The following is a 24,075-nucleotide window of genomic DNA, read 5'->3' as shown; positions in this document are numbered from 1 at the left end:
AGAGGTGCTGAACAGGGATGATTCTGTCCGGCGGGATACGGCTGAGGTGGTCGGTGCGGTGCGGTGCGGTGCGGTGCGGTGCGGAAAGTGCAGTGGGGTCAGCGTCGCGGGGCGGCGATGCTCCCGCGGGGGACGACGACGGTGTGGTCCGCGAGGACGGCGCCGGGCTCCTCACCGTCGAGCGCGGCGAGCAGGGTGCGCACGGCGATCTCGCCGCGCTGCACGGCCCCGGTGCTCACCGTGGTGAGGGCGGGGGAGAGATGGGCGGAGAGCTCGGAGTCGTCGTAGCCGGAGATCGACAGCTCCTCCGGCACGCGGATACCGCGGCTGTGCGCGAGGGAGAGGCCGGAGATCGCCATCGTGTCGTTCGCGTAGACGATCGCGGTGGGCGGCTCGGCGAGGTCGAGCAGCTGCGCGGTCGCGTCACGGCCGGAGGCCGCGGTGAAGGCGCCCTCCACGACGAGCGAGCCGTCCAGCCCGTGCTCGGCCATCGCGGCGGTGAACGTCTCGCGGCGGATGCGGGCGTGGATGTAAGGGGAGGGCCCGGCGACGTGCGCGATCCGGGTGTGCCCGGCCTCGGCCATGAGTCGCACGATCTCGGCGATCGCGGGGGAGTCGTCGGAGTAGACGGTGGGCAGTCCACCGGTCTCGCCGTCGGTGGGCTCCTCCGCGCTGAGCACCACGGCGGGCAGGCCCAGGCGCCGGACCAGGGCGAAGCGCGGATCCTCCTGGCGCACGTCGAGCAGGATCGCGCCGTCGGCCCGGCCGGCGGCGAGCCGCTCGTAGACGCCCTGCTCGGCCACACGGGTGGTGACGGCGTGGAGCATCAGGCCCATGTCGTGCTCGGCGAGCACGCGCTCGCAGCCGGAGATGAACTTCGAGAAGAACGCGTCCGTCGCGAGGACCTCCGGGTCACGGGCGACGACCAGGCCGATCGCGCCGGTGCGGGAGGTGGCGAGGGCGCGGGCGCGGTGGCTCGCGGTCCACTGCAGCTCCTCGGCGGCGGCGAAGATCCGCTGCCGGGTCTCCTCGGAGACCGGGCGCTTGCCGGAGTAGGCGAGGGAGACGGTCGCCTTGGTGACGCCGGCGCGCTCGGCGACGTCACCGATGGTGGCCTTGCGATGCTGCGTCATCGCGGCACCTCCTCCTCGTGGGTGTTCCCGGAGGGGCCGACGGGCGCAAACCGGTTTGACGAGACGACATCAAACCGGTTTGCAGAGAGTGTGTCAAGAGGCGACGGTCAGGAAGGTTGGCGCCCGGGGGAGACCGCGGCCGCGGACGCCGCAGGGCGTGCGGGCGCTGCGGAGGAGAGAACGGTGCTGGTCAGCGACCGGTGCGGCGGACGGCCGCGTGGACCACGGGCTCCGCCTCCTGGCCGACCACGACGACGAAGGCGGTGGAGCCCTCGACCCCCTCGGCCAGGCGATCGCCCTTCTTCTGCACACCCTCGCCGAGTCGCTCGACCGCCACGGCGAGGTCATCCTTGTACGCCATCGACTCGATGCCGCCGGGGAAGCTCGCCTCGACCCATGCCTCGATCTGCTCGGCACTGCCGGAGAAGGTGACGACCTTGCTCCACGCCTCGTCGTCCTTGAGGACCCCGTCCTCGACCGTCGCCTCGGTCGGCGGGGCGCCGTCGGACGCCCCGGCCCCCGGTGCCGCGAGCCCCGCGGCCTCGAGGATCCCCGCGGCGTCGGCCGGGGCGGCGTCCTCCCCCGGTGCGCCGTCGCAGCCGGCGAGGAGCAGGGCGGGGAGCGCGGCGGCGGTGAGCAGGAGGGCGCTGCGACGGTTCACGAGGTCGACGGTAGCCCGGTGGTGCAGGGCGGCGCCGCGGAGCACGGCCCGATGTGGACGGAGCCGACGGGGGCGTCCTGCCTCCGGTCGGCTCCCGGATCTCACCGACTCCCGACCACCCGGCTCAGCCCTGGGCCAGCTCGTCCCGCGCCGTGCGCAGCACCGCCTCGGTGAGCGCGTCGAGCAGGGCCGACGGCGCCTTCGCGACCTGCCAGAACAGGGGAGTGGTGACGGGCTCCCCGCCGAGGTCCACGAGGTCGCCGCTCGTGAGCAGGGGCTCCGCCTGCATGGTCAGCAGCATCGCCCAGCCGAGGCCCTCGACGACGGCGTCCGCGAGCTCATGGGTGGAGGGCACGAGGTGCCGCGGCGCGAGGGCCGGGTCCACGCCGCGGGCGCGCAGCCAGCCGGCCTGGAGGTCGTCGGAGCCGTCGTAGTCGATGCGCGGGGCGCGGGCGAGCACCTCGGGCGTCACGGCGGCGCCGCCGTCGGCCCCGGCCCAGCGCCGGATCCAGACGGGAGCGGCGACGGCCCGGTAGACGAGGCTCCCGAGCGGCAGGGAGCGGTAGCCGGGCGGGGCCACGGGCGCGGAGGTGACGGCGGCGAGGGCCGCGCCGCTCGTGAGCAGTCGCGCGGTGACGTCCTGGTCCTCGCGCTGCAGCTCGAGCTGCGCGTCGTGCTCGCGGGTGAAGGCGGCGAGCGCGGGGACGAACCAGGTGGCGAGCGAGTCGGAGCTGACGGCGATCCCGATGCGCGGGTGCTCGCCCTGCGCGTCGAGGCCCAGCTCCGCGAGGGCCTCGTCCTCCATGAGCGCCTGCGCGCGGGCGAGGCGCACCACCACCTCGCCGGGCGCGGTGAGCCGCACGGGCTTCGCGCGCACGAGCAGCCGCTGCCCCACGGACCGCTCGAGCTGCTTCACCCGCTGGCTCACGGCCGACGGCGTCATGTGCTGGCGGCGGGCGGCGGCCTCGAGGGTGCCCTCCTCTGCGACGATCCGCAGGGTCCGGGCGAGGGACGGGTCGATCGACATGGGCCGAGCCTAAATGAAGTGCTGCTTCAGGAGGGTGAGGAATCCTCGCTGGTGCTTCAGATCGAGTGGCCCTAGCGTCGAGCAGATGACCCCCGCGCTCCACGGCTTCCTCTCCGGCCTCTCCCTCATCCTCGCCATCGGCTCCCAGAACGTCTTCGTGCTGCGCCAGGGCATCCGACGTGAGCACGTGCTCGCCGTGGTGCTCGTCTGCATCGTCTCCGACGCGGTGCTCATCAGCGCCGGCGCGGGCGGCCTCGGCGCCCTCGTGTGCGCCGCACCGGAGGTCGTCGTCGTGGCCCGCTGGGCCGGGGTCGTGTTCCTGCTCGCCTACGCCGCCCTCGCCGCCCGCCGTGCGATCCGCGGTGGGGAGTCGATGCAGATCGAGGCGGGCGGGGGCCACCGCGGCGCCCTCGCCCCCGTGCTCGCGACGACCCTGGCGCTGACCTGGCTGAACCCGCACGTCTACCTCGACACCGTGCTCCTGCTCGGCTCGATCGCCGCGACCCACGGCGGGCAGGCGTGGCTCTTCGCGATCGGCGCCGTGGCCGGCAGCACCGTCTGGTTCACGGCGCTCGGCGTGGGCGCGCGGCGCCTGGGCCGGCTGTTCTCGAGCCCGCGCTCGTGGCGGGTGCTCGACGGGGTCGTCGCCGTGACGATGGTCGTGGTCGCGGGGATGCTCGCGGCCGGCTGACCGCCGTCGTTCCCGACCGCCGGTAGACTCGGAGCGGCCCGAACACGCGTTCGTTCGGGTCGCACAGAACTCCACCGATCTCGACGAACAGGGAACCTGCGTGACGGCGACGACCCCGCGAGCACAGAAGGACGTCAGGCGCCACTCCGCGCGAGCGGCGCTCGAGGAGCACCTGGCCACGCAGGACTGGTCCCGGCAGTCCGCCTCCCGCGCGCGGATCCTCGACGCCTTTCTCTCGCTCGCCACGACCCGCGGATTCGACGCCGTGACCATGCGAATGATCGGCCGTGAGGTCGAGGTGAAGGCGCCGAGCCTCTACGCGCACTTCCCCGGCGGCAAGGACGAGATCGTCGCAGAGTCCCTGCGCTGGCACTTCCATCGCTTCGGCACGGCGCTGCTCGAGGTCGTCGACGACGACCAGGACGCGGACGCGTTCTGGGACGCGATGGTCCGCCTCCACTTCACCCGCCAGACGAACCTGCCCGAGAGCAACCTCTGGGACATCCTCGTGCAGATCGACCGCATGTCTGCGATCTTCCCCGAGGCTCTGCGCGAGGAGGTCCGCTTCTCGACCGGCCTGCACGAGGCGCTCTACCTCGCCGCCGCGACGGACCTTGGTGTGGAGGAGCCGGAGCGCGCCGTGCGCCAGGTCGTCGCGCTGCTCGAGGCCTCCACCCGCTGGGCGGAGCCCGATGCGGCGCCCGAGGCCGAGGCCGGGCGCGCCGTGGCCGTGTCCCGACTGCTCCTCGGGGTCTGAGCTCCGGCGACGGCGCGCTCCGAGCCGCGTCAGACGATGGCCGAGGAGAGCACCGCGTCGAGCGCCTGGCCGGCCCAGACGACGCCCGCCTCCGCTGGGTCGGTCCCGGTGAGGGCGTCGTGCTTGACGTTGTCCCCCATGACGATGGCCCCCGCGCTCGCGAGCGCGGCCGTGAGGGTGTCGATCCCGCGGGCGTAGTGCTCGTAGCTCGAGTCGCCCAGGCCGAAGCCGAAGACGTGCAGGCCGCCGAGGTCCGGCTGGGAGGCCAGTAGGGCCTCGTGGAACGGCTGCGCGGAGGCGGGGAGCTCGCCCTCCTCGTAGGTGGAGCTGATGAGGAAGACGAACTGGCCGGGCTCGAGGGTGGCGGGGTCGACGTCGGAGAGTTCCTCCGGCTCGACCTCGAAGCCGCGCTCGACGAGCAGGGCCGCGACGTCGTCGGCGACCATCTCCGCGTTGCCGGATTCCGTGCCGTACAGGACGCGTGCAGTGAACATGATGTCTCCTTCGGTGGGTGGGGATCAGGCGGTGCGGACGTCGAGCTGGGGGAGGACGGCGCCCGAGGTGGCCAGGGCGCTGCGGATCTCGGACTCGGAGGTGAGCTTCCGGCGGCAGCGGTGGGCCCCGGCGCGCTCGCGCTCGATCCGGTCCAGCGACTGCCAGTCCTCGAAGCAGGTCCATCCGCGGGCGAGGGCGGCGGCGGGCGAGGGGAGGTCCCGCGGCAGGCGGTCGTCGCTCGCGAGCAGCGCGACGATCCGCGCGGCGGCGTCCTTCGCAGCGATCCGGTTCTGGGCGAGGTTGCCGAGCGCCCCGGTGGAGCTGCCGCCGGCGCGGACGACGACGGGCAGCACGCGCTCCGTCTCCTCGATGAGGTCGTCGACGGCGGAGACGAAGCCGAGCGCGGTGATCAGCGCGTCGCCGCGGAAGGTGGAGCCCGTGGTGGTGCGGACGACGGTGCTCCCGCCCTCCGCCTCGACGGCCGCGAGGGGCTGGTCGAAGCGGATGTCGATGCGGACCCGGGCGGAGGGGTCTCCCGCGACGACCTCGCCGTCGATCGTGACGTGCACGCTCGACAGCGCGCACAGCTCCGTCATCATCGCCTCGTCCCAGCGCGCCGCGCTCCGGGCCCCGCGGCCCAGCACCGTGACGCTGCGGACCGCGCCGAGGGCGAGGCGGTCGCGGGCGTCGTCGACGATGTCGGAGCCGGCGAGCTCCGCGTCGGTCTTCGCGACCAGGCGCAGCAGGTCCACGGCGACGTTCCCGGTGCCGGTGACGACGAGGTCCTCGCCGAGCGCGCCGAGGGGGTCGCCGGCGAGGCGGGGGTCGCCGTTGAGCAGGCGCAGGATCCGCCCGGCGCCGATGACCCGGGCTGCCGGGTCGATCGGCACCGCGGGCATCCGGTCCCGCTCGAGGCCCGTCGCGAGGACGACGCCGTCGAAGGCGGCGAGGTCCTGCGGCATGAGGTGCTCGCCGAGCCGGACCCCGCCGACGAAGCGCACGCCGCCGGCGGTGAAGACCCGGTCGTACTGGCGGGACACGCTCTTCATGCCCTGGTGGTCCGGGGCGATGCCGTTGCGCAGGAGACCGTATGGGAGCGGGCTGGCGTCGAGGACCGTGATCTCTGCCGTCGGCATCATCTTGCGCAGGGCCTGGGCGGTGTAGCACCCGGTCGGTCCGGCACCGATGATCGCGACGCGGTGCGGCGGTGCCGTGGGAGCGGTGGTGGCTGTCATCGGGGACTCCTTCCTAACGTTCGTTAGTCCCACGCTAGCGGCCCTGTGTTTCGGGCGGGTTACGGGGTCGACGCAGCTCGGCGCCCCCGGAGGATTTACCTCCCGGGGCCTCGCTCGAAACATGACTGCAACATGGCGTCCTTAGGCTAACGAGCGTTAGTTCAGCTCTCCACCGCGGCATCCCCTCCGGTCATCGGCGGTGACGCCCCGCTCCTCGGGCATCGGCGCTCCGGATCACGGATGCCGCACGACTGAGACGAGGAACCCCGATGTCGAACACGCCCGCCATGTCGAAGATCAGAATCCCCAAGAAGCAGGTCTCCCGCAGGATGAGATGGTCACGATGGGCGACCTTCTTCGCCTTCGCCCAGATGGGCGCCGTGATGCTCATGTGGTCCACGAGCACGTCCTCCCTCCGGGCCGAGCAGGGCTGGGAGGGGGCCGCAGGCGACGCGACCTTCGGATCCCTCGCCCTCGCGATCGGCATCGGCAACGCGATCGGCTGCGCCGTCTCCGGCCCGCTCGTCGACCGCTTCGGAGCCCGCCGCGTCGCGATCCCTTCGCTCGTGCTCTACCCGCTGCTGTACCTGCCGCTCTCGCTGCTGGGCTCGATGGTGGGCCTGCTCGCCACGGGCATCCTCATCGGTGCGGCGCGCGGCTCCGTCGACGTCGTCGCCAACGTCAACGGCGTGCAGGTGGAGCGGCACTACGGCCGCCCCATCATGTCGATGTTCCATGCCGCCTACCCCGCGAGCGGCTTCGTCTTCGGCTTCGTGGGCAGCGCGTTCGCCCAGCACTTCACCGAGAGCCCGCTCGTGCCCTATCTCGTGATCGGCGTGACGATGTCCGTGCTCGGGCTCCTGTTCGGTCGGCTCTACCTGAGCCCCGAGGAGCACCTCGCCCCGGTCGAGCTCGCCGCCGCCGACGGCGCCGACGCCCGCGGCGGCCTGCGGGCCCCTGCGGCCGCGGCCCTCGCGGTCATGATCGGCTTCGGCGTCCTCGCCTTCGTCTCCTACCTCGCCGAGAGCGCGACCTTCGACTGGGGTCAGGAGTTCGTGCGCCGCACGCTCGAGACCACCCCGGGCGTGGCCGCGCTCGCCGTGACCGTGTTCTCCGGTGCGCAGTTCGCCGGCCGCGTGCTGGGCGACGCCCTGAGCGCCCGGTTCGGGCAGCGCGCGGTCATGGCGGCGAGCGGCGTGATCGGCGCGATCGGCGCGACGCTCATGCTCACCGCAGCGGTCCCGGCGCAGGCGCTCATCGGCTTCGGCTTCGTGGGCCTCGGCGTCTCGTGCATCGTCCCGCTCATGCTCTCGGCGGCCGGTCGCCTGGACCCGGAGAACTCCGGTCGCAACATCGGCCTCGTGAACTCGATCGGCGTCGCCGGGATGTTCGTGGGACCCGCCGGGATCACGCTCCTCGTGAGCGAGCTGGGCATCGCATGGATGCCGCTGCTCCCGCTCGTGCTGCTCATCGCGATCGCGATCGCCGGCCCGATCCTCATCGCCGCGGCGCCGTCGTTCCGCTCGGCGGGCGAGGAGCCTGCTCGCGAGGAGCCCGCGGCGGAGGTCGGCGCCCTGCGTTGACATGCCGGAAACATTTCCCGGCTACGCTCACCTAACGAGCGTTAGTAAGTCTTCAGTCCCTGACGAGACAAGGAACGGAACCATGACCGAGAACCTTCTGGACGATACGCCGGCCACCGACGTCGACATCCTCACCGCGACGCCCGCCGCCGTGCCCGCCGAGGAGCGGATCCGCGCCGCCGCGCAGGCCGAGTACGTCGGGATGCGCGAGCGCGACGACTCGGCCCACGAGATCCGCGGCCTCAGCGCCGTCTCCGACGGCCCCGCCGAGGGCGAGCTGTTCCAGTGGAACGACAAGGAGTTCCAGCGCAACCCGTACCCCTACTACGCGCGGGCCCGCCGGACCTCGCCCGTGCACTACGCCGGCGACCAGACCTACGTCGTCACCCGCTACGACGACGTCATGTCGAGCTTCAAGCTCCCGATCATGAGCATCAAGTTCCCCGGGCACCTCGAGCACAACCCCTTCGAGTCGGCCTTCGACGAAACGGTGCTGAGCATGGACCCGCCGGAGCACGCGCGCAGTCGCCGGCTCTTCAGTCGCTGGTTCACCCCGAAGCTCATCAAGCAGTGGGTCCAGTTCACCGAGGAGGCCCTCGACGACATCCTCGGCTCCTACGAGCGAGGCACCGTCATGGACGGGCACTTCACCCTCGGCGTCGAGCCCACCCACCGCACGATGGCTCGTGTGCTCGGCCTCGAGGCGGGCACCGCGGAGCCGCTGTTCTGGGCGCTCTGGGACGGCATGCTCATCCAGGCCACGGACCCACTGCCCGGCACCTGGGAGCGGTCCCAGGCCGGCGTGGACTACATGTTCGCCCGCACCGAGGCCCTCCTGAAGGAGAAGGTCGCCGACCCCGGGACCGGCCTGGCCGACGAACTCATCGCGACCCACCAGCGCGGGGAGATCACCTGGAACGAGGTCGTCCAGAACACCGTCAACTTCTACATGTCCGGCGCCCCGAACCCCGCCTACCTCATCGGCTCGGCGCTCGAGGTGTTCGCCCAGCACCCCGAGGTGATGGCCGCGTTCCGCGACCGTCCCGAGACGCGGGCAAGAATCGTCGAGGAGGTCGCGCGTCTGAACCCGGTCGAGCTCCTGCTCACCCGCTTCCCGACCGAGGATGTGACGATCGGTGGCGTGGAGATCCCCGCCGGCTCGTGCATCAAGTTCCCGATCGGCGCGGTCAACCGCGACCCGGACGTGTTCGAGAACCCGGACGCCTTCGACTTCGACCGGCCGCTCGAGGCGAGTCGTCACCTCACCTTCGGCCTCGGCACCCACAGCTGCGCGGGCCAGATGATCGCCCGCGCCGAGGCGCAGGCGATCTTGGGTCGCGTCGCGGAGAACTACGAGGCGGTCACCATCGCCGAGGAGCCCGTGCGCGTCATCACCGACCGGCTCGTCGCCTACAAGTCGCAGCCGATCATCCTGCACTGATCGCCGACCGTCCCTGCCCCGCGGGGCGGCCGCCCACCCGGCGGCCGCCCCGTCCGCATGCCCATCACCCAGGCTCCGGCCGGAGAAGAGCCCCGATGCCCACCGCCCCCGCGCCCCCGAGCACGCGGACCCGCCCCCTGCTGTTGCTGGTCGCCGTCCTGAGCGGTGTCATCGTGCTGCCGCTGTCCGTCGCCGGCACCTCCGTGCTGCTGCCGGGGATCGCCCGGGACCTCGGGGCGGCGCCGGTCCTGCTGCAGGGGGTCGTCAACGGGTTCAACGTGAGCTTCGCGCTCTCGACGCTCGCCTGGGGCCTGGCCGCGGACAGGGTCGGGTTGCGCCGCATCTTCCTCGTCAACGTCCTGGTCCTCGCGGCTGGAGCCGTGGCGAGCGCCCTCGCGCCCGGCCTCGTGGTCCTCGACGTGATGCGCGTGGTCGCCGGGGCGGGGGCGGGCGCGATCCAGGTCGCCGCGGCGTCGCTGCTCAGCACCGCGTTCACGGGCGCCGCGCGGGCGCGGGCCTTCGCGCTGCTCGGCACTGTCCTGGGCGTGGGGCTCGCCTTCGGCCCTACGGTCTCCGGCCTCGTCGCGGACCAGGTGGGATGGCGCGGGGTCTTCCTGCTCCCGCTCCTGCCGCTCGCGGTCGTCCTCGTCCTGCGCCGGCACCTGCCCTCCGCCGCAGCGGCTTCGGACGTCGATCGGGCGGCGTCGTCGGCCGCAGGGCCGTCGGCCCCACCGGGACGGAGCGAGCTGCGCGACCCGCGCTTCCTCGCCCTCTGCGTGGTCACCGTGATCCAGTCCGTCGGCTTCATCGCGATGCTCACCTACATGCCGACGGCGCTCAGCGCGGTCCGGCGGCTCGACGAGGGGAGCTCGGGCCTCGTCATGCTCGTCATGACCGCTCCGGTGCTCGTGCTCCCGGCCCTCGCCGCGCGGGTCATGGCGCGGCGGGCCCGGATCACGGCGTTCACGGTGGTCCACGTGTCCCTGGCGTGCGTCGTGCTCGGCAACGTCGTGCTGCTCGGCGCGATGCGGCCGGGTGGCGGCCTCGTCCCCCTGCTCGTCGGGATGGTGCTGGTCGGCGCCTCGTTCGGGCTGCCGCTGGGTCTGGTGGACGGGGAGGCGCTGGCCTGTGCGGAGCCGTCCCGACAGGGGTGGGCCGCGGGCGTGCTGAACGCCGTGCGGATCAGCTCCGAGGCCGCGGCCGTCGCGCTGTACGGCACGCTCCTCGCCGCGGCGGTGCATGCGGCGGGGGACGACGACGGCGCGGCGGCACGGGTCGCGACCGGTGCGGGGGAGCACCCCGGGTGGTACGCCGAGGCGTTCCGCGAGCTCCAGATCGGCGTCGTCGCGGTGATCGTGCTGCTGAGCGTGCTGACCGTGGTGCTGCACCTGCGCTCGCGCGCCGAGCGGCCGTGATCGGGTCCCTCCTGGCCCCGGTCGTCGTCGCCGGGATGCTCGCCGCCGGTTGATCTGCCGGATTCCGCCTGCTCCCGGTACTGTGGAAGAGCCGGTCGCAGCCGCCCGGCGGGTGCGCCCGGCCAGCGGCGCGCTCCCGATCTCGATCCGTGGGGACTGAAGTTGGAACAGATCACCGTCGCCGGACATCCCGAGCCCGTGCCCGCCTCCGAGGTGGCCGCGCGGCTTCTCCGGCAGCGCTTGGACTCCGTGCGCGACGAGCGCGGCGACGCCGCTGCGGACAAGCTCGAGAAGCTCGTCGGCGCCCGGATCGGCACCCTCCTCGCGAACGGCACGCCCAGCATCGACGTCGCGACGATGCGCGCGATCGTCGACTACGTGGAGCTCCCCGCGGAGGACGAGGCGGAGCCGACGGGCCTCGGGAAGACCATCCGCGGTATCAAGGACAAGCTGGCCCAGCGGGGCGGCCCCGCGCGCTGACGCCGCGGTCCTGACGGGCGATCGCCGAGGGGCGCCGTTCAGGGGGTGTCATGCGGGGCGCCGGCCCGCGGTGGGCTGCGCAGGGGTGCTCCGGGGGTCAAGGGTGTGCTCGGCGTCAGGGGTGTGCCCGGGATCGTTGTTTTCTCGGAGTCAGGGTTGCGCCCGGAGCGCGACCCTCGTGGGGTGCGCCGCTCCGGCATCGTGAGCGTGGGACGGCGAGGGCCTCCCGTGAAAACGCGCGTCATCATGTACATGATGTGAGGCGTTTTTGGGGGAGGCCCTGGCAGGGCCGACGGAGGCGCGGCGGGGGATGTCGAGGCGCTCGGCCGGCCGAGGCCGGTGGAGCGTGCCGCTGAACTCGGCCGTCGAGGTGCCGGCGGGCGACGTCGGTGAGATCCGCCGTCGCGGGGTCGGCGGACGGGGCCGGTGAAACCCCCGCGCGGGGTCAGCGGGCGGTGTCGACGAGGTGGTCGTGGCCCGTGCCGTCGGAGATGTCCACGCCGATGGTGAGCTCGTCGCCCGTCTCGGTGTTCACGTAGCTCACATGGACGTCGCCGGCCGCGCCCTCGGCGCCAATGCGCTGCCAGTGCTTGGCGGCGCCCTCGTGGGCGATGATCGCGCGGCGGGCGTCGGCCGTCGTGTACCTCGCGAGGTCGATGTCGTCGCGGGCGCCGAACGCGCGGATCGTGCGATCGGCGTAGCCGACGGGGGTGATCGCGGTGGCGGTGCTCGCGGTGGTGGCGGTGGCCGTGGCAGCGGCGGCCGTGCTCGGGGCGGCGGCGCTCCGGCTCGCGGCGGGCGCGGCAGCCGGGTCGAGGGCGAGGGCCGACGGGGCGACGACGGTCCCGGCCCGGCCGATGGCGGCGACGGCGGCGAGATGACGGATGCGGATGCGGGTCTTGGACGATCGGTCCTTCCTCAGTGCCCCGGACCCGTCGGCGCACGCAGCAGCACCCCCCACGTCCGCCAGTCGCTCGAAGCGTCCATGGCTTCCGTTGACCTACTCTTTGCCCTTTCGTGACCATGTGTCAAGGAGCGGGCGGACGTTGATCGGGACACGCAGGCCCGGTCGCTGGTCGACCTCAGGCGCTGCCCTCGGTGAGGCTCGCCGAGGGCAGCCAGTCCGCGCCGAGCAGCTGGGCGACGTCCTCGAGGCTCTCGGTGTCCCCACCCACGGTGTCCGAGGCCGCGGCGATCCGCTCCACCATTACCTTGCTGACCTGCTCCTCGACGGTGCCCTGCGCGTAGGCGATGTGCCAGGGGGAGACCTGGTGGTCGCGGTGCGTGCGGCCGGTGACCTGCCGCCCCGCGATGCCGGAGAACCGCGCCTGGTGGAACACGCCCACGCGCGGATCGGTGCTCGCCCTCTCCCCGCGGGGCAGCGTCTCCCCGGCGTGCAGGCTGATCGAGGCGACCGTCGTGAACACGCAGACGCTCGCCTCGCCCCGCTGGAAGCGCAGCCGCTCCGCCTCGACGTCGAAGCGGTCCCGGCCGTAGATCGGGGCGACCTCGAGGCCCGCGTCCCGCAGCCGGTCCGCGATCGGATCCGCGGCCGTCGTCACGAACTCGACCGAGCACGCCACCTGCCGTCCCGCCTCGACCTGCTGGCCGATCCACGCGACGGTCGAGTCCACACGGATCAGGCCCGCCTTCTGCCGGAACCGCAGCAGCGCCGCCCGCCCCTTCGCCGTGTTCCGGCCGCGCCGAGCCACGTCCATCTCACGGCAGAACTCGCCCCACTCCGCCTCGTAGGCGGAGCGCTCCGCGGGCGTGAGCGTCACCGGCATACCGGAGATCGGCACCGGCCCCCAGGGCGCCGCGCGGTGCAGCATCGCCGTCGGCCGGGCGTCGGCGAGCCAGCCGCGCACCCGGGCGAGGTCCTCCGCGCGACGGGTCGCGTCGGCCGTCCACGTCGCCCCGTAGCGGCCCTTCTCCAGCGCGATGCCGTGCCGCTCGAGCGCATCGGCGAAATCCGCCGCCGGCTGCTTCACCGAGGTCCACTCCTTCATGGTCTCCCCGTGCACCTGCGCGTAGGCGGGGGCGAGGTAGGGCAGCTCGAGCGGCGTGTGGCCGGGCGTCGCCGTCGTGACGATGACGAACGGCGCCTTCTCGTGCGCGACGCCGTGCCCCGAGATCCTCGCCCACAGCTTCCAGCGCTTCGTCGTGGTGCGGCGCAGGGCGTGCGCCTCGTCGGCGATGATCACGTCCCAGTCGTATCCGGCGACCTTCTCCAGCCGGTCCCAGGTGATCACCACCCACTCCAGGCCGCTGTCGCCGAGCGCCGTGATCGTGCGGCACCAGTGGCCGATGGTGATCGCCGCCGGACGGTCCGCGACGACGAGCACCCGCTCCGCGCCCCACAGGTCGCCCACCGCGCTCGCGCCGAGCACCGCGGAGATCGTCTTGCCGACGCCCGGCTCGTCCGCCAGCAGGAACTGCCGCCCGCCCGCCGCGGCGCGCTCCGCCATCGCATCGGCCGCCTCGTACTGGTTCAGCCGCGGCTCGAAGTCCTCCTCCGGCTCCGGCATCGGCGCGGGGGAGTCGGGGTTGAGCTGGTTCTCGAGGAAGCGGCCCAGGGTGTGCGGGCCCGGTGCATAGGGCGCGAGGTGCGCGGGCAGGGTGCGGCCCACGTGCAGGTGCATCTTCACCGCGGGATGCCAGGTGGCGCCCTCGACCTGCGTGCCGTAGGGGACGTCGAGCACCCACAGGCGCTCGCCGGGGCCCGCGAAGGGCAGCGGCCGGGTCGAGGAGCTCGATCCCCCGCGACGGGAGGACCGACGGCGGCGGGTGCTGGAACGGCGGGAAGGAGGCACCGTGCGAGGTTACCCGGGCACGCTCCCTCGACTGCGAGCGCCTCTCTGACCCCGCATCCGGGAGACCGCATGGCCTTCGCGCACCACACCACCGCCCGGCGGCGCCGGGCATGAGCGCCCGGCGCCGCCGGATGGTCAGCATCGGGGAGCTGGACCGCGCGAAGGTCTGGGTCCCTATCCGGCGAGGCGTGGGGACAGCTCAGTGGCCGTAGCCGCCGCTCTCGCCGGCATCGGTGTCCTGTGCTTCGGCGGGCCCGTCGTGCTGGGCGGCTTCGGCCTCGGAGAGACGCTTGGTCTCCTCGTCCACCGGATCGGCGGTGCCGTGCTCATCGCGGTGGGCTGTGCCCTGGTCCTCCGGGACGGGGCGGGTGTCGTCATCGGGGTGATGCATGGGGGTGCTGGTCATGGTGATCCTCCTGTGGTGGGTTCGTCATGGGCCTGCGAGCCCTCGTCGCGGCCGGATCCGCAGTGAGCGAGCGAGCCCGCCCGCGTCCTCGACGTGCGAAGAGAACCGTGTCGCCCGGCGTGCTCAGGGGCTCGGGGTTCCCCCGTTTACATGGAGCGTCTCGCCGATGACGTAGCTGGACTCCGGCGAGGTGAGGAAGACGTAGGCGGGCGCGAGCTCGGTGGGCTGTCCGGCCCGGCCCAGGGGGGTGCTCTTCCCGAAGTCGGGAAGTGCGTCCTTGGGCTGGCCGTCAGAGACCTGCAGAGGGGTCCAGATGGGTCCGGGGGCGACGGCGTTGACCCGGATCCCCCGAGGTGCGAGCTGCTGCCCGAGGCCCTTGGTGAAGTTGTTGATCGCCGCCTTGGTCGAGGCGTAGTCGAGAAGATGAGGTGAGGGGTTGTAGGCCTGGATCGAGGTCGAGTTGACGATCGTCGATCCCGGTTCCAGGTGTCGCAGCGCCGCTTTCGAGACCCGGTAGATCGCCCGGATGTTCACGTCGAAGGTCGACGTCCACTGCTCGTCGTCGAGATCCTCGACGTGCTCGACCGAGATCTGTCGGCCCGCGTTGTTCACGAGTGCGTCGAGGCCGCCGAGCCCGGCGGCCGCCTCGTCGACCACCGCTCGGCAGTACTCGGGGTCCGCGAGGTCGCCGGGCAGCCGGAGAGCCGTGCGGCCGCTCTCCTCGATGACACGACTGATGTACTGCGCGTCCTCCTCTTCCGCAGGCAGGTAGGACAGGGCGACGTCAGCACCTTCGCGGGCGAAGGCGATGGCGACCGCTGCCCCGATGCCGGAGTCCGCCCCCGTGATCAGCGCACGCCGGCCCTCGAGACGTCCCGTACCGCGGTAGGAGTGCTCCCCGCGATCGGTCTGGGGCACGAGCGCCGCATCGAGGCCCGGCTCGGGCTGGTCCTGCTCCGGAGGAGTGATCGCGGGGAAGCGCTCGACCGGGTTCTGGAAGGTCAGCTGGTCTGATGTCATGGTCATTGCTCTCTTCGACGATTCCTGTGGGTCCACGAGCGGTGGTCAGCGACGGCTGGGCTCCAGCACGACCTTGATGCAGCCGTCGTGCTTCTTCTGGAACAGCGCGTACGCAGCAGATGCCTCCTCGAGCGGCAGGCGATGGGTGACGAGGTCCGTCACTCCCAGCGGATCAGCGGCGTCCTCCACGAGGGGGAGGAGGTCCTCGGTCCACGAGCGGACGTTGCACTGGCCCATCCGGAACTGGATCTGCTTGTCGAACATCGTCAGCAGAGGCATCGGGCTCGCGGTGCCCCCGTACACGCCGCTGAGCGACACCGTCCCGCCGCGGCGCACCAGCTCGATGCTCGTATGCAGCGCCGCGAGACGGTCCACCCCGACGGTCTCCATCGCCTTGCGTCCCGCCGCCTTCGGCAGGTGGCCCACGATCTGGTGTGCGGTACGTGCGATCGGGCTGCCATGGGCCTCCATCCCGACGGCGTCGACCACGGCGTCCGGCCCTCGTCCCGCGGTGGCCTCCTTGATGGCCTCGATCCCCTCCGGGCCTTCATCGAAGACCTCCACCCCGTGCCGCGCCGCCATGGCGCGGCGTTCGGGGACAGGGTCGATGGCGAACACGCGGTACCCGCGGTGCACTCCGATCCGCGCGGCGAACTGTCCCACGGGGCCGAGGCCGAGAACGGCGAGCGTCCCTCCCTCGGGCACATCGGCGTACATCACCCCCTGCCAGGCGGTGGGCAGGATGTCGCTGAGGAAGAGATACCGCTCGTCGGGGAGGTCGGCGCCGACGGTGATCAGGCCGTAATCCGCATGGGGAACCCTCAGGTACTCGGCCTGGCCGCCGGGGACCTGCCCGTAGAGCTTCGAGAACCCGAACAGGGCTGCGCCCATTCCCTGGTCGGTGACCTGAGTGGTCTCGCACTGCGACTGGAGCCCGCGGGTGCACATCCAGCACTCCCCGCACGAGATGTTGAACGGCACGACGACGCGATCGCCGGGGCGCACGCGCGTCACTCCCGGGCCGACCTGCTCGACGATCCCCATCGCCTCGTGCCCGAGGACGTCGCCCGCCGTCATGTAGGGGCCGAGAACCTCGTACAGGTGCAGATCCGAACCGCAGATCGCGGTCGACGTGATCCTGACGATCGCATCGCCCGGCGCCTGGAGCACAGGATCAGGAACGTCCTCGACGCTCACGTCGCCGGGCTTCTGCCATGTCACTGCTCTCACGGGTGATACCTCCTGGTCGGCGTTTGCCCAACGTAGCGGGGATCACTCGGGGGAGCCAGGGGTGCGCCCTACCGGTCGGTACCGCAGCTCCGCGGGGGTCTCTCCGGCGTGGCCTAACCGGATCTCTTCGAGGAGCGGGAGGTCGTCGACGAGCCCTTCTTCCTCGACGAGCTCTTCTTCCTCGACGAGCTCTTCTTGGTCGTCGAGCTCTTCTTGGTCGTCGCGGAACCCTTCCTCTCCGTCGCACCCCGCCGCTTCTGCACGCTCCGCTCGAGGGCATCCATCAGGCTGATGACCTTCCCGTCACCCCCGCCCTCGCCCTTCGAGGTGTCCTTGCCGAAGGTCGCTTCGGTGTCGACGGAGTCCCCCTCCTCGAGCTTGGCGTCGACCAGCTCGCGCAGCTGCTCCTGGTACTCGTCGGTGAACTGCTCCGGGTCGAAGTCGCCGCTGAACTGCTCGACCAATGCGGCGGACATCTTCCGCTCCTTCGCGCTGATCGTGGTCCTCGACGGGCCGAAGTCGACGTCCTTGAGGTCAGCGGGCCAGCGGAGGGTCTGCAGGGCGAGCAGGTCCTCGTGCACCCGCAGCACCCCCAGGCGGGTCTTGGAGCGCAGGGTGAAGGTGACGACGGCCGTGCGCTCGGTGTCCTCGAGGGTGCGGCGCAGCAGCACGTACGCCTTCGAGGAGCGGCCCACGGGCTCGAGGAAGTAGGAGGTCCCCAGCAGGATGGGGTCCACCTGGTCCCCGGGGACGAACTGGACGACGTCGATCTCGTCGTTGTCCTCAGCCGGCAGGTCCGCGAGCTCCTCGTCGGTGAGCACGACGGTCTTGTCCCCGTCGTCGTAGGCCTTGTCGATGTGCTCGTAGTCGATCTCGCGCCCGCAGACCTCGCAGGTGCGCTGGTACCGGATGCGCCCCTGGTCCTCGTCGTGGACCTGGTGGAAGGACAGGTCGTGCGACCGGGTCGCCCCGTAGAGCTTCACCGGCACGTTGACGAGGCCGAACGTGATCTCACCGCTCCATATCGCGCGCATGCCCCATGGCATCACGACTGCCGTCGCTTGGCCAGTGCCCGGACCCGGGACGTGGCGGGCCCGTGACGGATCGCGGGAGGAGGGGCACAGTGGTTACATGGCTACCGGTGAGCAGAAGGTCGAGGTCGACGGCCGCACGCTGAGGGTCTCGCACCTCGAGAAGGTCTACTACCCCTCCACGGGCACCACCAAGGGCGAGGTGCTGGACTACTACCGGCGCGTCGCCGGGGTGATGATCCCGCAGGCCGCCCGCCGCCCCGCCACCCGCAAGCGCTGGGTCGACGGCGTGGGCACCGCCGAGCATCCCGGGAAGGCCTTCTTCCGCAAGGACCTCGAGGACCACGCCCCGGACTGGGTGCCGCGCGCGGACATCGAGCACCGGGACGGCACCTCGACCTACCCCCTGGTCGACGAGCCGGCCGTGCTCGTGTGGCTCGCCCAGCTGGCATCCCTCGAGATCCACACCCCGCAGTGGCGCTTCGACGCGGACCTCGCACCGTCTGGCCCCGACCGGCTCGTGCTGGACCTCGACCCGGGCGAGGGTGCGGGGTTGGCGGACTGCGCCCGTGTGGCCGGCTGGTGCCGCGAGATCCTCGACGGCATGGGGATGGCGTCCTTCCCGGTCACCTCCGGCTCCAAGGGCATCCACCTCTACGCACCCCTGGACGGCACCGCCGCGGCCCAGGAGATCGCCCAGGTGGCCCACGAGCTGGCCCGGTCCCTCGAGGAGGACCACCCCGACGAGGTCATCAGCGACATGAAGAGATCGAGGCGCGCGGGCAAGGTGCTCGTGGACTGGTCCCAGAACAACGGCCACAAGACCACCGTGTGCCCGTACTCGCTGCGGGGGCGCCTGCGGCCCACGGTCGCCGCGCCCCGCAGCTGGGAGGAGATCGAGGACCCGGAGCTCGAGCAGCTGGAGCTCGAGGAGGTCCTGCGGCGCGTCGAGGACGGCGTCGATCCGATCTCCGGCCTGGGACTGGCCGGCGACGGCTCGCACGCCGACGAGGATCGTGGCACGCGGGACCGCCTGGAGGTCTACCGCTCCAAGCGCGACGCCGCTCGGACTCCCGAGCCCGTCCCCGAGCACGGGCCGGGCACCGAGGCCGCGCAGCACGCGCTCGATGCGGAGGAGCCGATGTTCGTGATCCAGGAGCATCACGCCTCGAGCCTGCACTGGGACGTGCGCCTCGAGCACGACGGCGTGCTGGTCTCCTGGGCCGTGCCCAAGGGGCCGCCGCTGGATGTGGACGTGAACCGCCTGGCCGTGCGGACGGAGGACCATCCGCTCGAGTACGGCACCTTCGAGGGCAGCATCCCGAAGGACGAGTACGGCGGCGGCGACGTCACCATCTGGGACACCGGCTCCGTCGAGATCGAGAAATGGCGCGAGGGGAAGGAGATCATCGCCGTCTGCCACGGCCGTGAGGACGGCGGGCTCGGCGGGGTGCCGCGCCGCTACGCGTTCGTACACACCGGCGGCATGGGCGGGAAGCGAGCGAGCCGGGCGGCGAAGGAGAAGGCCCGCGCCCACTGGCTGATGCACCTCATGAAGGACCAGCCCGAAGCCGAACCCGCCCGCGCCAAGTCCGCCGATCCGGCATCCGACGAGGGGGCCGATGCGGAGACGATGGGGGAGCCGATCTCCCCGATGCTCGCCACCCTGGGCAGCCGCGAGGACATCCGCGACCAGGACGACTGGGCCTTCGAGATGAAGTGGGACGGCGTGCGCGTCATCGCGACCGTCACGGCCGGCGCCGTGCGCCTCACCAGCCGCACCGGCAGGGACCTGACCGCCACCTTCCCCGAGCTCGCCGAGCTGGAGGACGCGATCGACCCGCAGGTCCTCACGGCCGGCGAGACCGTGCTCGACGGGGAGATCGTCGCGCTCGACGACCGCGACCGGCCGTCCTTCCCCCGCCTCCAGCGGCGGCTGGGACTGAGCCGTCCGCGGGACGTCGAGCGGGCCCGCCAGGACGTGGAGGTCCATGTGATGCTGTTCGACCTGCTCGTGCGCGGCGGGGACTCGCTGCTGCGCACCCCGTACCGCGAGCGCCGGGACGCCCTGTTCGACGTGGTCGCGCCGAGCGGGCACGTGCAGCTGCCGCACGCGGACCACGGCGACGTCGACCATGCGATCGCGCTCTCGAAGGAGCTGCAGCTCGAAGGTGTCATGGCGAAGAGGGAGACGAGCGTGTACCGGCCCGGCAAGCGCAGCCGCACCTGGATCAAGATCAAGAACGCCCGGCACCAGGAGGTGGTCGTCATCGGCTGGCGGCACGGGAAGGGCGGCCGCGCGGGGGGCATCGGCTCCCTGCTGCTGGCCGTCCCCGACTCGGACGGCGAGCTGCGCTACGCCGGACGCGTGGGCACCGGATTCAGCGATCGCGACCTCGAGCAGATCGCCGCCACGCTCTCCTCCCGCACCCGGAAGACGCCCCCGGTCGATGACGTGCCCTCCGCGGACCGTCGCGACGCCGAGTGGGTGCGCGCGGACCTCGTGGCCGAGGTCCAGCACACCGAGCGCACGGCCGACGGCCGCCTCCGCCACCCCGTCTGGCGCGGGTGGCGGCAGGACAAGGCGGCGAACGAGGTGCGCTGGGAGGAGTGAGACGGGGCGTGCGGCCCACGCCTCAGCTGGGGGTGAACTCGTACTGCGCGGAGAAGCCGTCGATCTGCGGATCGGAGGTGACCTTGAGGTAGATCCAGGTGTCCTCATCGTCCCGCTTGAGCTCCAGCGGCAGGTCCTCGACCACCACGGGCTCCTCCGGGGTGAGGGGGTACTCCTGGGAGGAGTCCGCTCCTTCGATGAGCAGCGTTCCGCTGCCCGACTCGATCGTGAACGTGCCGCTGATCCGGGCGTTCTCGTCCCAGTTGTCGCCCTCGAGCTGGGTGGACCACTGGCCGTCCGAGGTCTCGAAGGTGACGGTGCAGGAGGTGGTCTCGTCCTTCCCGCTGCAGTGTTCCTTCACGTGCTCCGTGCAGCTGCTGAGCAGCAGTGTGCCCAGCAGCAGCGTGATGATCCCCGTGTGCGTCCTCGTCGCCCCCATGGGGACGAGGGTAGCGGGGACGGGTCAGCGGGAGAGCAGCTCGACGACGGTCTGCGCGAGCAGCACCGCCCCGTCCCGCACGGCCCGGTCCGCGGCGGGCGTGGCGGCGGCGTCGGCGAACTCGGGCTGATGGTTCACCGCAGGCAGGGAGTCGATGCCGAGGTAGGGGTGGATCGCGCGGACGTGCTGGGACACGTTGCCCATGTCCGTCGAGGCGGTCGCCATACCGCGGGGGCCGTCCTCGGCGAGGTCCATGTCCCGCCCCTGGTCGGCCGCGAGGCGGGTGAAGATCCTGGCGAGCTCGAGGTCGTTGCGGAACTCGGCGTAGCGGGGGCTCGTCTCCGTGAGCTCCCACGTGCAGCCCGTCGCGGTCGCCCCGGCCTCGAAGCAGGTGCGCACCCGCTCGAAGGCCACGTCGAGCTCGTCCAGCGTGTCCGCGCGGACGTACCAGGAGCCGCGGGCGCTGCCGGGGATCGCGTTCGGTGCGGTGCCCGCCTCCTGGACGATGCCGTGGACGCGGATCGTGTCGGGGAGCTGCTGGCGCAGCAGCCCGATGGCGACCTGGGCGACGGTGAAGGCGTCGGCGGCGTTGACGCCGAGGTGCGGGTAGGCACCGGCGTGGGAGGCCATGCCCTGGTACTCCACGTCAAAATGCGCCACGGCGCGCGGCCGGGCGAGGACGGCGTCGGCCGGCCCGGGATGGATCATCAGCGCGGCCTCGAGGCCGTCGAAGACTCCGGCCTCGAGCAGGGGGATCTTGCCGCCGCCGCCCTCCTCGGCGGGCGCGCCGATCACGCGGATCCTCAGGTCGAGCTCGCTCGCGACGGCCTGCAGGGCGTGCGCGGCACCGAGCGCGGCGGCGGCGATGACGTTGTGGCCGCAGGCGTGGCCGAGCCCCGGGAGGGCGTCGTACTCGGCGACGACGCCGACCGTCCGCGAGCCCGTGCCGTGCTCGGCGACGAACGCCGTGGGCAGACCGGCCGCGCTCCGCTCCACGCCGAAGCCCCAGGCTTCCAGGCGCTCGGAGAGGAAGGCGGCGGAGGCGTGCTCGGTCCACGCGGTCTCCGGGTGCGCGTGGAGGTGGTGGCTGATCCCCACGAGCTCCTCCCGCCGGGCCTCGACGTCGTCCTCGACCGTGCGGAGCAGCGCCGCCGTCATCACTCGTCCCCCGGCACGCCGTATGACGGGGCCGCGGTCGGGTCGAGCGCGCGGACGCGGTAGTCCGCCTTCTGCGGCAGCCACAGCTCGAGCAGCCGGGCGATCTCGCCGAGGGGGTTCTCGGCGTCGTCCACGCGCAGGTCCGTGGTCCGCCAGGGCACGTCGTCGACGACGGCGAGACCGGCGGAGCGGATCGGCCCGGCCTCGCCGCCCGCCTCGACGGCGGCGCGGAACGCAGCGAGCAGGCGACGCTCGAGCTCCTCGCCGGCGCTCGCCTCGAAAGCGGCGACCATCGCGGGGATCACGGCCTCGTCGGCCAGCAGGTTGCCGGCGGCGACGCACTGGTCGCCGGTGGCACTCGCGCGCGTGCCCAGGGCGTTCTCGCCGGAGTGCTCGGCGGTCCTGCCCTGCGCGTCGACGACGGTGAGCTGCCGATAGGCGGGGTGCTGCTCGTCCTCGAGCACGGCGGTCAGCGCCGCGCTCGCCGGGAGCCCGGCCTCGAGACGGTCCAGGACGGCCGGGCCCAGGGCGGGGTTGGTGACGTTCTGGGAGGCGACGGCGCCGACGCCGGCGCGCAGGTGCAGGCAGCGTGAGGCGACGGCGGGGCTGGACGAGCTGACCACCATGCCGAGGGCGCCGGTGCGGGCGTCGCGGGCGACGATCGAGAAGGTCATGCGCTCGCCACCTCGTGGTCGTCCTTCGGGTCGCTGATCACGGCGGTCGCGTCGATCTCGACGAGCCACTCGGGGCGGGCGAGGGCCTCGACGACGAGGCCGGTGGAGACGGGGTGCACGCCCTTCAGCCAGCGTCCCATCACCCGGTACACCGTCTCCCGGTAACGGATGTCGGTGAGGTAGACGGTCACCTTGACGACGTCCGCGAGGCGGCTGCCGGCCTCGCGCAGGAGCATGTCGATGTTCGCCATGGCCTTCTCCGCCTGGGCCTCCACGTCGCCGATGCCGACGGACTCGCGGGTCTCGAGGTCCTGGCCGATCTGCCCGCGGAGGTAGACGACGCCGCCGGCGACCACGGCCTGGCACAGGTCGTTGTCGAGGTTCTGCTCGGGGTAGGTGTCCTTCGTGTTGAAGGGGCGGATGCGCGTGTGCGTGGTCATCGGGAGATCTCCTCCAGGAGCTGCTGAGCGGGACGGGACGGGGCCTGTGAGGGCGGTGAGGTCTGCGCCGAGGGCGCGTACTGCGCGTACCGGCGGCGGGTGGCGATGTGATCGGCGACGTGCATCGCGTCGTGCCAGGTGCCCCAGATGAAGCTGGAACCGCGACGCGACAGCCAGGGCAGGCCCAGGAAGTAGATGCCGGACTCCGTGGAGACGCCGCGCAGGTGCGCGGGCCGGCCGGCCCCGTCGAAGGCATCGACCCGGAGCCAGCTGAAGTCCTGGACGTAGCCGGTGGCCCAGATGATCGAGGTGATGCCCGCTGCGCGCGGATCGAGCGAGCGCACCGGGTCGGTGACGCAGTCCGGCAGGGGGCCGAGCTCGTGCAGCTCGTGCTCCTCGGGAAGATCGAGCCCGTTCGCCTCGACGTAGGCGTCGGCCTCCGCCAGGAGCTCGAGGAGGTTGGCGTCGCCGGCGGTGATGTTGCGCTGCAGGTCGTCCGCGAAGCGGAGCGCGCCGCCCGCCGACGCCTCGGTGCGTCCCACGAGCGTGATGCCGGCGGCGGCGAGCTCGCGGAAGTCGATGGTGTGGCCGCCGCGGGCGCCGCTCACCGCGATGGTGACATGATCCGAGTCCGGTGCGGTGGCGTCCCACTTGCCGAGCACTCCCAGCCACCAGACGAAGTCGCGGCCACGGTAGCTGCGCGGCGGGCGGTCGTGGGGGCCCACGGAGAGGTGCACCTGTCGCCCGGCCGCGCGGAGCTCCTCGGCGATCTGGGCGCCGGAGGATCCGGCACCCACCACGAGCACGCCCCCGTCGGGGAGCTGGTCGGGGTTGCGGTACTCCGCGGAGTGGATCTGATGCGGGACGAGGTCCCCACCGATGATGCGGGGGAAGACGGGCACCTGGAACGGACCGGTCGCCGCGATCACGTTGCCCGCGGCGATGGTGCCCTCGCTCGTCTCCACGAGGAACCCGGAGGCGCCCTCCCGCCTCGACACCGAGAGCACCTCGACGCCGGTGCGGACGGGGGCGTCGACGCTGCGGGCGAAGGCGCCGAAGTAGTCGGCCATCTGGTCCTTGGTGGCGAACTCGTCGGGGCCGATGCCGGGGATCTCCATGTCGGGGAAGCGGTCGTGCCAGGCGGGGCCGTTGGCGACGAGGGAGTCCCAGCGGCCGTGCCGCCAGCGGTCGGCGACGTCGGCCTTCTCGAGGACGAGGTGGGGGATGCCGAGGCGGGTGAGGTGGGCGCTCGCGGCGATGCCGGACTGCCCGGCGCCGACGACCACGACCTCGGTGGTCTCGGTGGGGTGGGGTGAGGCGAGCATGGTGCTG

The 24,075-nt window shown here is 72.3% G+C and carries 23 protein-coding genes; 7 read left to right on the top strand and 16 right to left on the bottom strand.

Features of this window, described 5'->3' with window-relative positions; all coding sequences use genetic code 11:
• Nucleotides 1-98: 98 nt before the first annotated feature.
• The 3 genes from C1N80_RS00735 to C1N80_RS00725 all read right to left on the bottom strand — a co-directional run bounded on the left by C1N80_RS00735 (nt 99) and on the right by C1N80_RS00725 (nt 2,821).
• Nucleotides 99-1,133, bottom strand: a complete 1,035-nt coding sequence (locus C1N80_RS00735) for a LacI family DNA-binding transcriptional regulator (RefSeq protein WP_137769009.1) — start codon at nt 1,131-1,133, stop codon at nt 99-101.
• A gap of 190 nt (nt 1,134-1,323) precedes the next feature.
• Complete coding sequence (locus tag C1N80_RS00730; protein ID WP_137769008.1) at nt 1,324-1,794, bottom strand: hypothetical protein; 471 nt, start codon at nt 1,792-1,794, stop codon at nt 1,324-1,326.
• Between the two features lie 124 nt (nt 1,795-1,918).
• Nucleotides 1,919-2,821, bottom strand: a complete 903-nt coding sequence (locus tag C1N80_RS00725; protein ID WP_137769007.1) for an ArgP/LysG family DNA-binding transcriptional regulator — start codon at nt 2,819-2,821, stop codon at nt 1,919-1,921.
• Nucleotides 2,822-2,906: 85 nt separating this feature from the next.
• On the opposite strand from C1N80_RS00725, the gene C1N80_RS00720 reads away from it, so the two are divergent.
• Nucleotides 2,907-3,512 (top strand): LysE/ArgO family amino acid transporter, encoded by a 606-nt coding sequence (locus C1N80_RS00720; protein WP_137769006.1) that lies wholly within the window; start codon nt 2,907-2,909, stop codon nt 3,510-3,512.
• Between the two features lie 100 nt (nt 3,513-3,612).
• Nucleotides 3,613-4,269, top strand: a complete 657-nt coding sequence (locus tag C1N80_RS00715) for a TetR/AcrR family transcriptional regulator (protein WP_240811180.1) — start codon at nt 3,613-3,615, stop codon at nt 4,267-4,269.
• A gap of 29 nt (nt 4,270-4,298) precedes the next feature.
• On the opposite strand, the gene C1N80_RS00710 is transcribed toward C1N80_RS00715, so the two are convergent.
• Nucleotides 4,299-4,763, bottom strand: a complete 465-nt coding sequence (locus C1N80_RS00710; protein ID WP_137769005.1) for a flavodoxin domain-containing protein — start codon at nt 4,761-4,763, stop codon at nt 4,299-4,301.
• 24 nt (nt 4,764-4,787) lie between these two features.
• Nucleotides 4,788-5,999, bottom strand: a complete 1,212-nt coding sequence (locus C1N80_RS15365) for an FAD-dependent oxidoreductase (protein ID WP_168197982.1) — start codon at nt 5,997-5,999, stop codon at nt 4,788-4,790.
• 269 nt (nt 6,000-6,268) lie between these two features.
• On the opposite strand from C1N80_RS15365, the gene C1N80_RS00705 reads away from it, so the two are divergent.
• The 4 genes from C1N80_RS00705 (at nt 6,269) to C1N80_RS00690 (ending at nt 10,918) form a co-directional block, all read left to right on the top strand.
• The gene (locus C1N80_RS00705) at nt 6,269-7,582 is read left to right on the top strand and encodes an MFS transporter (RefSeq protein WP_205750657.1); all 1,314 of its coding nucleotides are present in this window, start codon (nt 6,269-6,271) and stop codon (nt 7,580-7,582) included.
• Nucleotides 7,583-7,664: 82 nt separating this feature from the next.
• Nucleotides 7,665-9,023 (top strand): cytochrome P450, encoded by a 1,359-nt coding sequence (locus C1N80_RS00700; RefSeq protein WP_137769004.1) that lies wholly within the window; start codon nt 7,665-7,667, stop codon nt 9,021-9,023.
• 95 nt (nt 9,024-9,118) lie between these two features.
• On the top strand, nt 9,119-10,438 hold the full coding sequence (locus C1N80_RS00695; protein ID WP_137769003.1) for an MFS transporter: 1,320 nt from the start codon (nt 9,119-9,121) through the stop codon (nt 10,436-10,438).
• Nucleotides 10,439-10,600: 162 nt separating this feature from the next.
• A complete protein-coding gene (locus tag C1N80_RS00690; protein ID WP_137769002.1) occupies nt 10,601-10,918 on the top strand; it encodes a hypothetical protein in 318 nt (105 codons plus the stop codon).
• Nucleotides 10,919-11,363: 445 nt separating this feature from the next.
• Here the strand turns inward: C1N80_RS00690 and C1N80_RS00685 are convergent, their stop codons facing one another.
• The 6 genes from C1N80_RS00685 to C1N80_RS00660 all read right to left on the bottom strand — a co-directional run bounded on the left by C1N80_RS00685 (nt 11,364) and on the right by C1N80_RS00660 (nt 17,421).
• Nucleotides 11,364-11,879, bottom strand: coding sequence for a hypothetical protein (locus C1N80_RS00685; RefSeq protein ID WP_137769001.1), 516 nt, complete (start codon nt 11,877-11,879; stop codon nt 11,364-11,366).
• A 121-nt stretch (nt 11,880-12,000) separates the two neighbouring features.
• Nucleotides 12,001-13,731, bottom strand: a complete 1,731-nt coding sequence (locus C1N80_RS00680; RefSeq protein WP_137769000.1) for a helicase — start codon at nt 13,729-13,731, stop codon at nt 12,001-12,003.
• A 199-nt stretch (nt 13,732-13,930) separates the two neighbouring features.
• Nucleotides 13,931-14,137, bottom strand: a complete 207-nt coding sequence (locus C1N80_RS00675) for a hypothetical protein (RefSeq protein ID WP_137768999.1) — start codon at nt 14,135-14,137, stop codon at nt 13,931-13,933.
• 123 nt (nt 14,138-14,260) lie between these two features.
• Nucleotides 14,261-15,157 (bottom strand): SDR family oxidoreductase, encoded by an 897-nt coding sequence (locus C1N80_RS00670; protein ID WP_137771588.1) that lies wholly within the window; start codon nt 15,155-15,157, stop codon nt 14,261-14,263.
• A gap of 45 nt (nt 15,158-15,202) precedes the next feature.
• Nucleotides 15,203-16,387 (bottom strand): zinc-dependent alcohol dehydrogenase, encoded by a 1,185-nt coding sequence (locus tag C1N80_RS00665; RefSeq protein WP_137768998.1) that lies wholly within the window; start codon nt 16,385-16,387, stop codon nt 15,203-15,205.
• A gap of 113 nt (nt 16,388-16,500) precedes the next feature.
• Nucleotides 16,501-17,421, bottom strand: a complete 921-nt coding sequence (locus C1N80_RS00660) for a Ku protein (RefSeq protein WP_137768997.1) — start codon at nt 17,419-17,421, stop codon at nt 16,501-16,503.
• Between the two features lie 97 nt (nt 17,422-17,518).
• Between C1N80_RS00660 and C1N80_RS00655 the strand changes: the two genes are divergently transcribed.
• Complete coding sequence (locus C1N80_RS00655) at nt 17,519-20,032, top strand: ATP-dependent DNA ligase (protein WP_137768996.1); 2,514 nt, start codon at nt 17,519-17,521, stop codon at nt 20,030-20,032.
• Between the two features lie 22 nt (nt 20,033-20,054).
• On the opposite strand, the gene C1N80_RS00650 is transcribed toward C1N80_RS00655, so the two are convergent.
• The 5 genes from C1N80_RS00650 to C1N80_RS00630 are packed head-to-tail and all read right to left on the bottom strand — an operon-like array spanning nt 20,055 to nt 24,068.
• Complete coding sequence (locus tag C1N80_RS00650) at nt 20,055-20,471, bottom strand: hypothetical protein (protein WP_137768995.1); 417 nt, start codon at nt 20,469-20,471, stop codon at nt 20,055-20,057.
• Nucleotides 20,472-20,495: 24 nt separating this feature from the next.
• Nucleotides 20,496-21,629: an amidohydrolase gene (locus tag C1N80_RS00645; RefSeq protein WP_137768994.1), complete on the bottom strand. Its 1,134-nt coding sequence runs from the start codon at nt 21,627-21,629 to the stop codon at nt 20,496-20,498.
• On the bottom strand, nt 21,629-22,303 hold the full coding sequence (locus C1N80_RS00640; protein WP_137768993.1) for a DUF1028 domain-containing protein: 675 nt from the start codon (nt 22,301-22,303) through the stop codon (nt 21,629-21,631). The genes C1N80_RS00645 and C1N80_RS00640 overlap by 1 nt, the downstream gene beginning before the upstream one ends.
• Complete coding sequence (locus C1N80_RS00635; protein ID WP_137768992.1) at nt 22,300-22,743, bottom strand: RidA family protein; 444 nt, start codon at nt 22,741-22,743, stop codon at nt 22,300-22,302. The genes C1N80_RS00640 and C1N80_RS00635 overlap by 4 nt, the downstream gene beginning before the upstream one ends.
• A complete protein-coding gene (locus C1N80_RS00630; RefSeq protein WP_137768991.1) occupies nt 22,740-24,068 on the bottom strand; it encodes an NAD(P)/FAD-dependent oxidoreductase in 1,329 nt (442 codons plus the stop codon). Before C1N80_RS00630 ends, C1N80_RS00635 begins: the two co-directional genes overlap by 4 nt.
• Nucleotides 24,069-24,075: the final 7 nt, after the last annotated feature.

The sequence above is a fragment of the Brachybacterium sp. SGAir0954 genome, assembly GCF_005490785.1.
Lineage (GTDB): Bacteria > Actinomycetota > Actinomycetes > Actinomycetales > Dermabacteraceae > Brachybacterium > Brachybacterium rhamnosum.
The sequence above is the reverse complement of the archived record's forward strand: the minus strand, read 5'-3'. Positions and strand labels throughout refer to the sequence as shown.

What these genes read in the sequence shown, in the direction of transcription:
- C1N80_RS00735 (WP_137769009.1), bottom strand. Translation starts at nt 1,133, where the DNA reads ATGACGCAGCATCGCAAGGCCACCATCGGTGACGTCGCCGAGCGCGCC.
- C1N80_RS00725 (WP_137769007.1), bottom strand. Translation starts at nt 2,821, where the DNA reads ATGTCGATCGACCCGTCCCTCGCCCGGACCCTGCGGATCGTCGCAGAG.
- C1N80_RS00720 (WP_137769006.1), top strand. Translation starts at nt 2,907, where the DNA reads ATGACCCCCGCGCTCCACGGCTTCCTCTCCGGCCTCTCCCTCATCCTC.
- C1N80_RS00710 (WP_137769005.1), bottom strand. Translation starts at nt 4,763, where the DNA reads ATGTTCACTGCACGCGTCCTGTACGGCACGGAATCCGGCAACGCGGAG.
- C1N80_RS15365 (WP_168197982.1), bottom strand. Translation starts at nt 5,999, where the DNA reads ATGACAGCCACCACCGCTCCCACGGCACCGCCGCACCGCGTCGCGATC.
- C1N80_RS00705 (WP_205750657.1), top strand. Translation starts at nt 6,269, where the DNA reads ATGTCGAACACGCCCGCCATGTCGAAGATCAGAATCCCCAAGAAGCAG.
- C1N80_RS00700 (WP_137769004.1), top strand. Translation starts at nt 7,665, where the DNA reads ATGACCGAGAACCTTCTGGACGATACGCCGGCCACCGACGTCGACATC.
- C1N80_RS00695 (WP_137769003.1), top strand. Translation starts at nt 9,119, where the DNA reads ATGCCCACCGCCCCCGCGCCCCCGAGCACGCGGACCCGCCCCCTGCTG.
- C1N80_RS00675 (WP_137768999.1), bottom strand. Translation starts at nt 14,137, where the DNA reads ATGACCAGCACCCCCATGCATCACCCCGATGACGACACCCGCCCCGTC.
- C1N80_RS00670 (WP_137771588.1), bottom strand. Translation starts at nt 15,157, where the DNA reads ATGACATCAGACCAGCTGACCTTCCAGAACCCGGTCGAGCGCTTCCCC.
- C1N80_RS00660 (WP_137768997.1), bottom strand. Translation starts at nt 17,421, where the DNA reads ATGCGCGCGATATGGAGCGGTGAGATCACGTTCGGCCTCGTCAACGTG.
- C1N80_RS00655 (WP_137768996.1), top strand. Translation starts at nt 17,519, where the DNA reads ATGGCTACCGGTGAGCAGAAGGTCGAGGTCGACGGCCGCACGCTGAGG.
- C1N80_RS00650 (WP_137768995.1), bottom strand. Translation starts at nt 20,471, where the DNA reads ATGGGGGCGACGAGGACGCACACGGGGATCATCACGCTGCTGCTGGGC.
- C1N80_RS00645 (WP_137768994.1), bottom strand. Translation starts at nt 21,629, where the DNA reads ATGACGGCGGCGCTGCTCCGCACGGTCGAGGACGACGTCGAGGCCCGG.
- C1N80_RS00640 (WP_137768993.1), bottom strand. Translation starts at nt 22,303, where the DNA reads ATGACCTTCTCGATCGTCGCCCGCGACGCCCGCACCGGCGCCCTCGGC.
- C1N80_RS00635 (WP_137768992.1), bottom strand. Translation starts at nt 22,743, where the DNA reads ATGACCACGCACACGCGCATCCGCCCCTTCAACACGAAGGACACCTAC.
- C1N80_RS00630 (WP_137768991.1), bottom strand. Translation starts at nt 24,068, where the DNA reads ATGCTCGCCTCACCCCACCCCACCGAGACCACCGAGGTCGTGGTCGTC.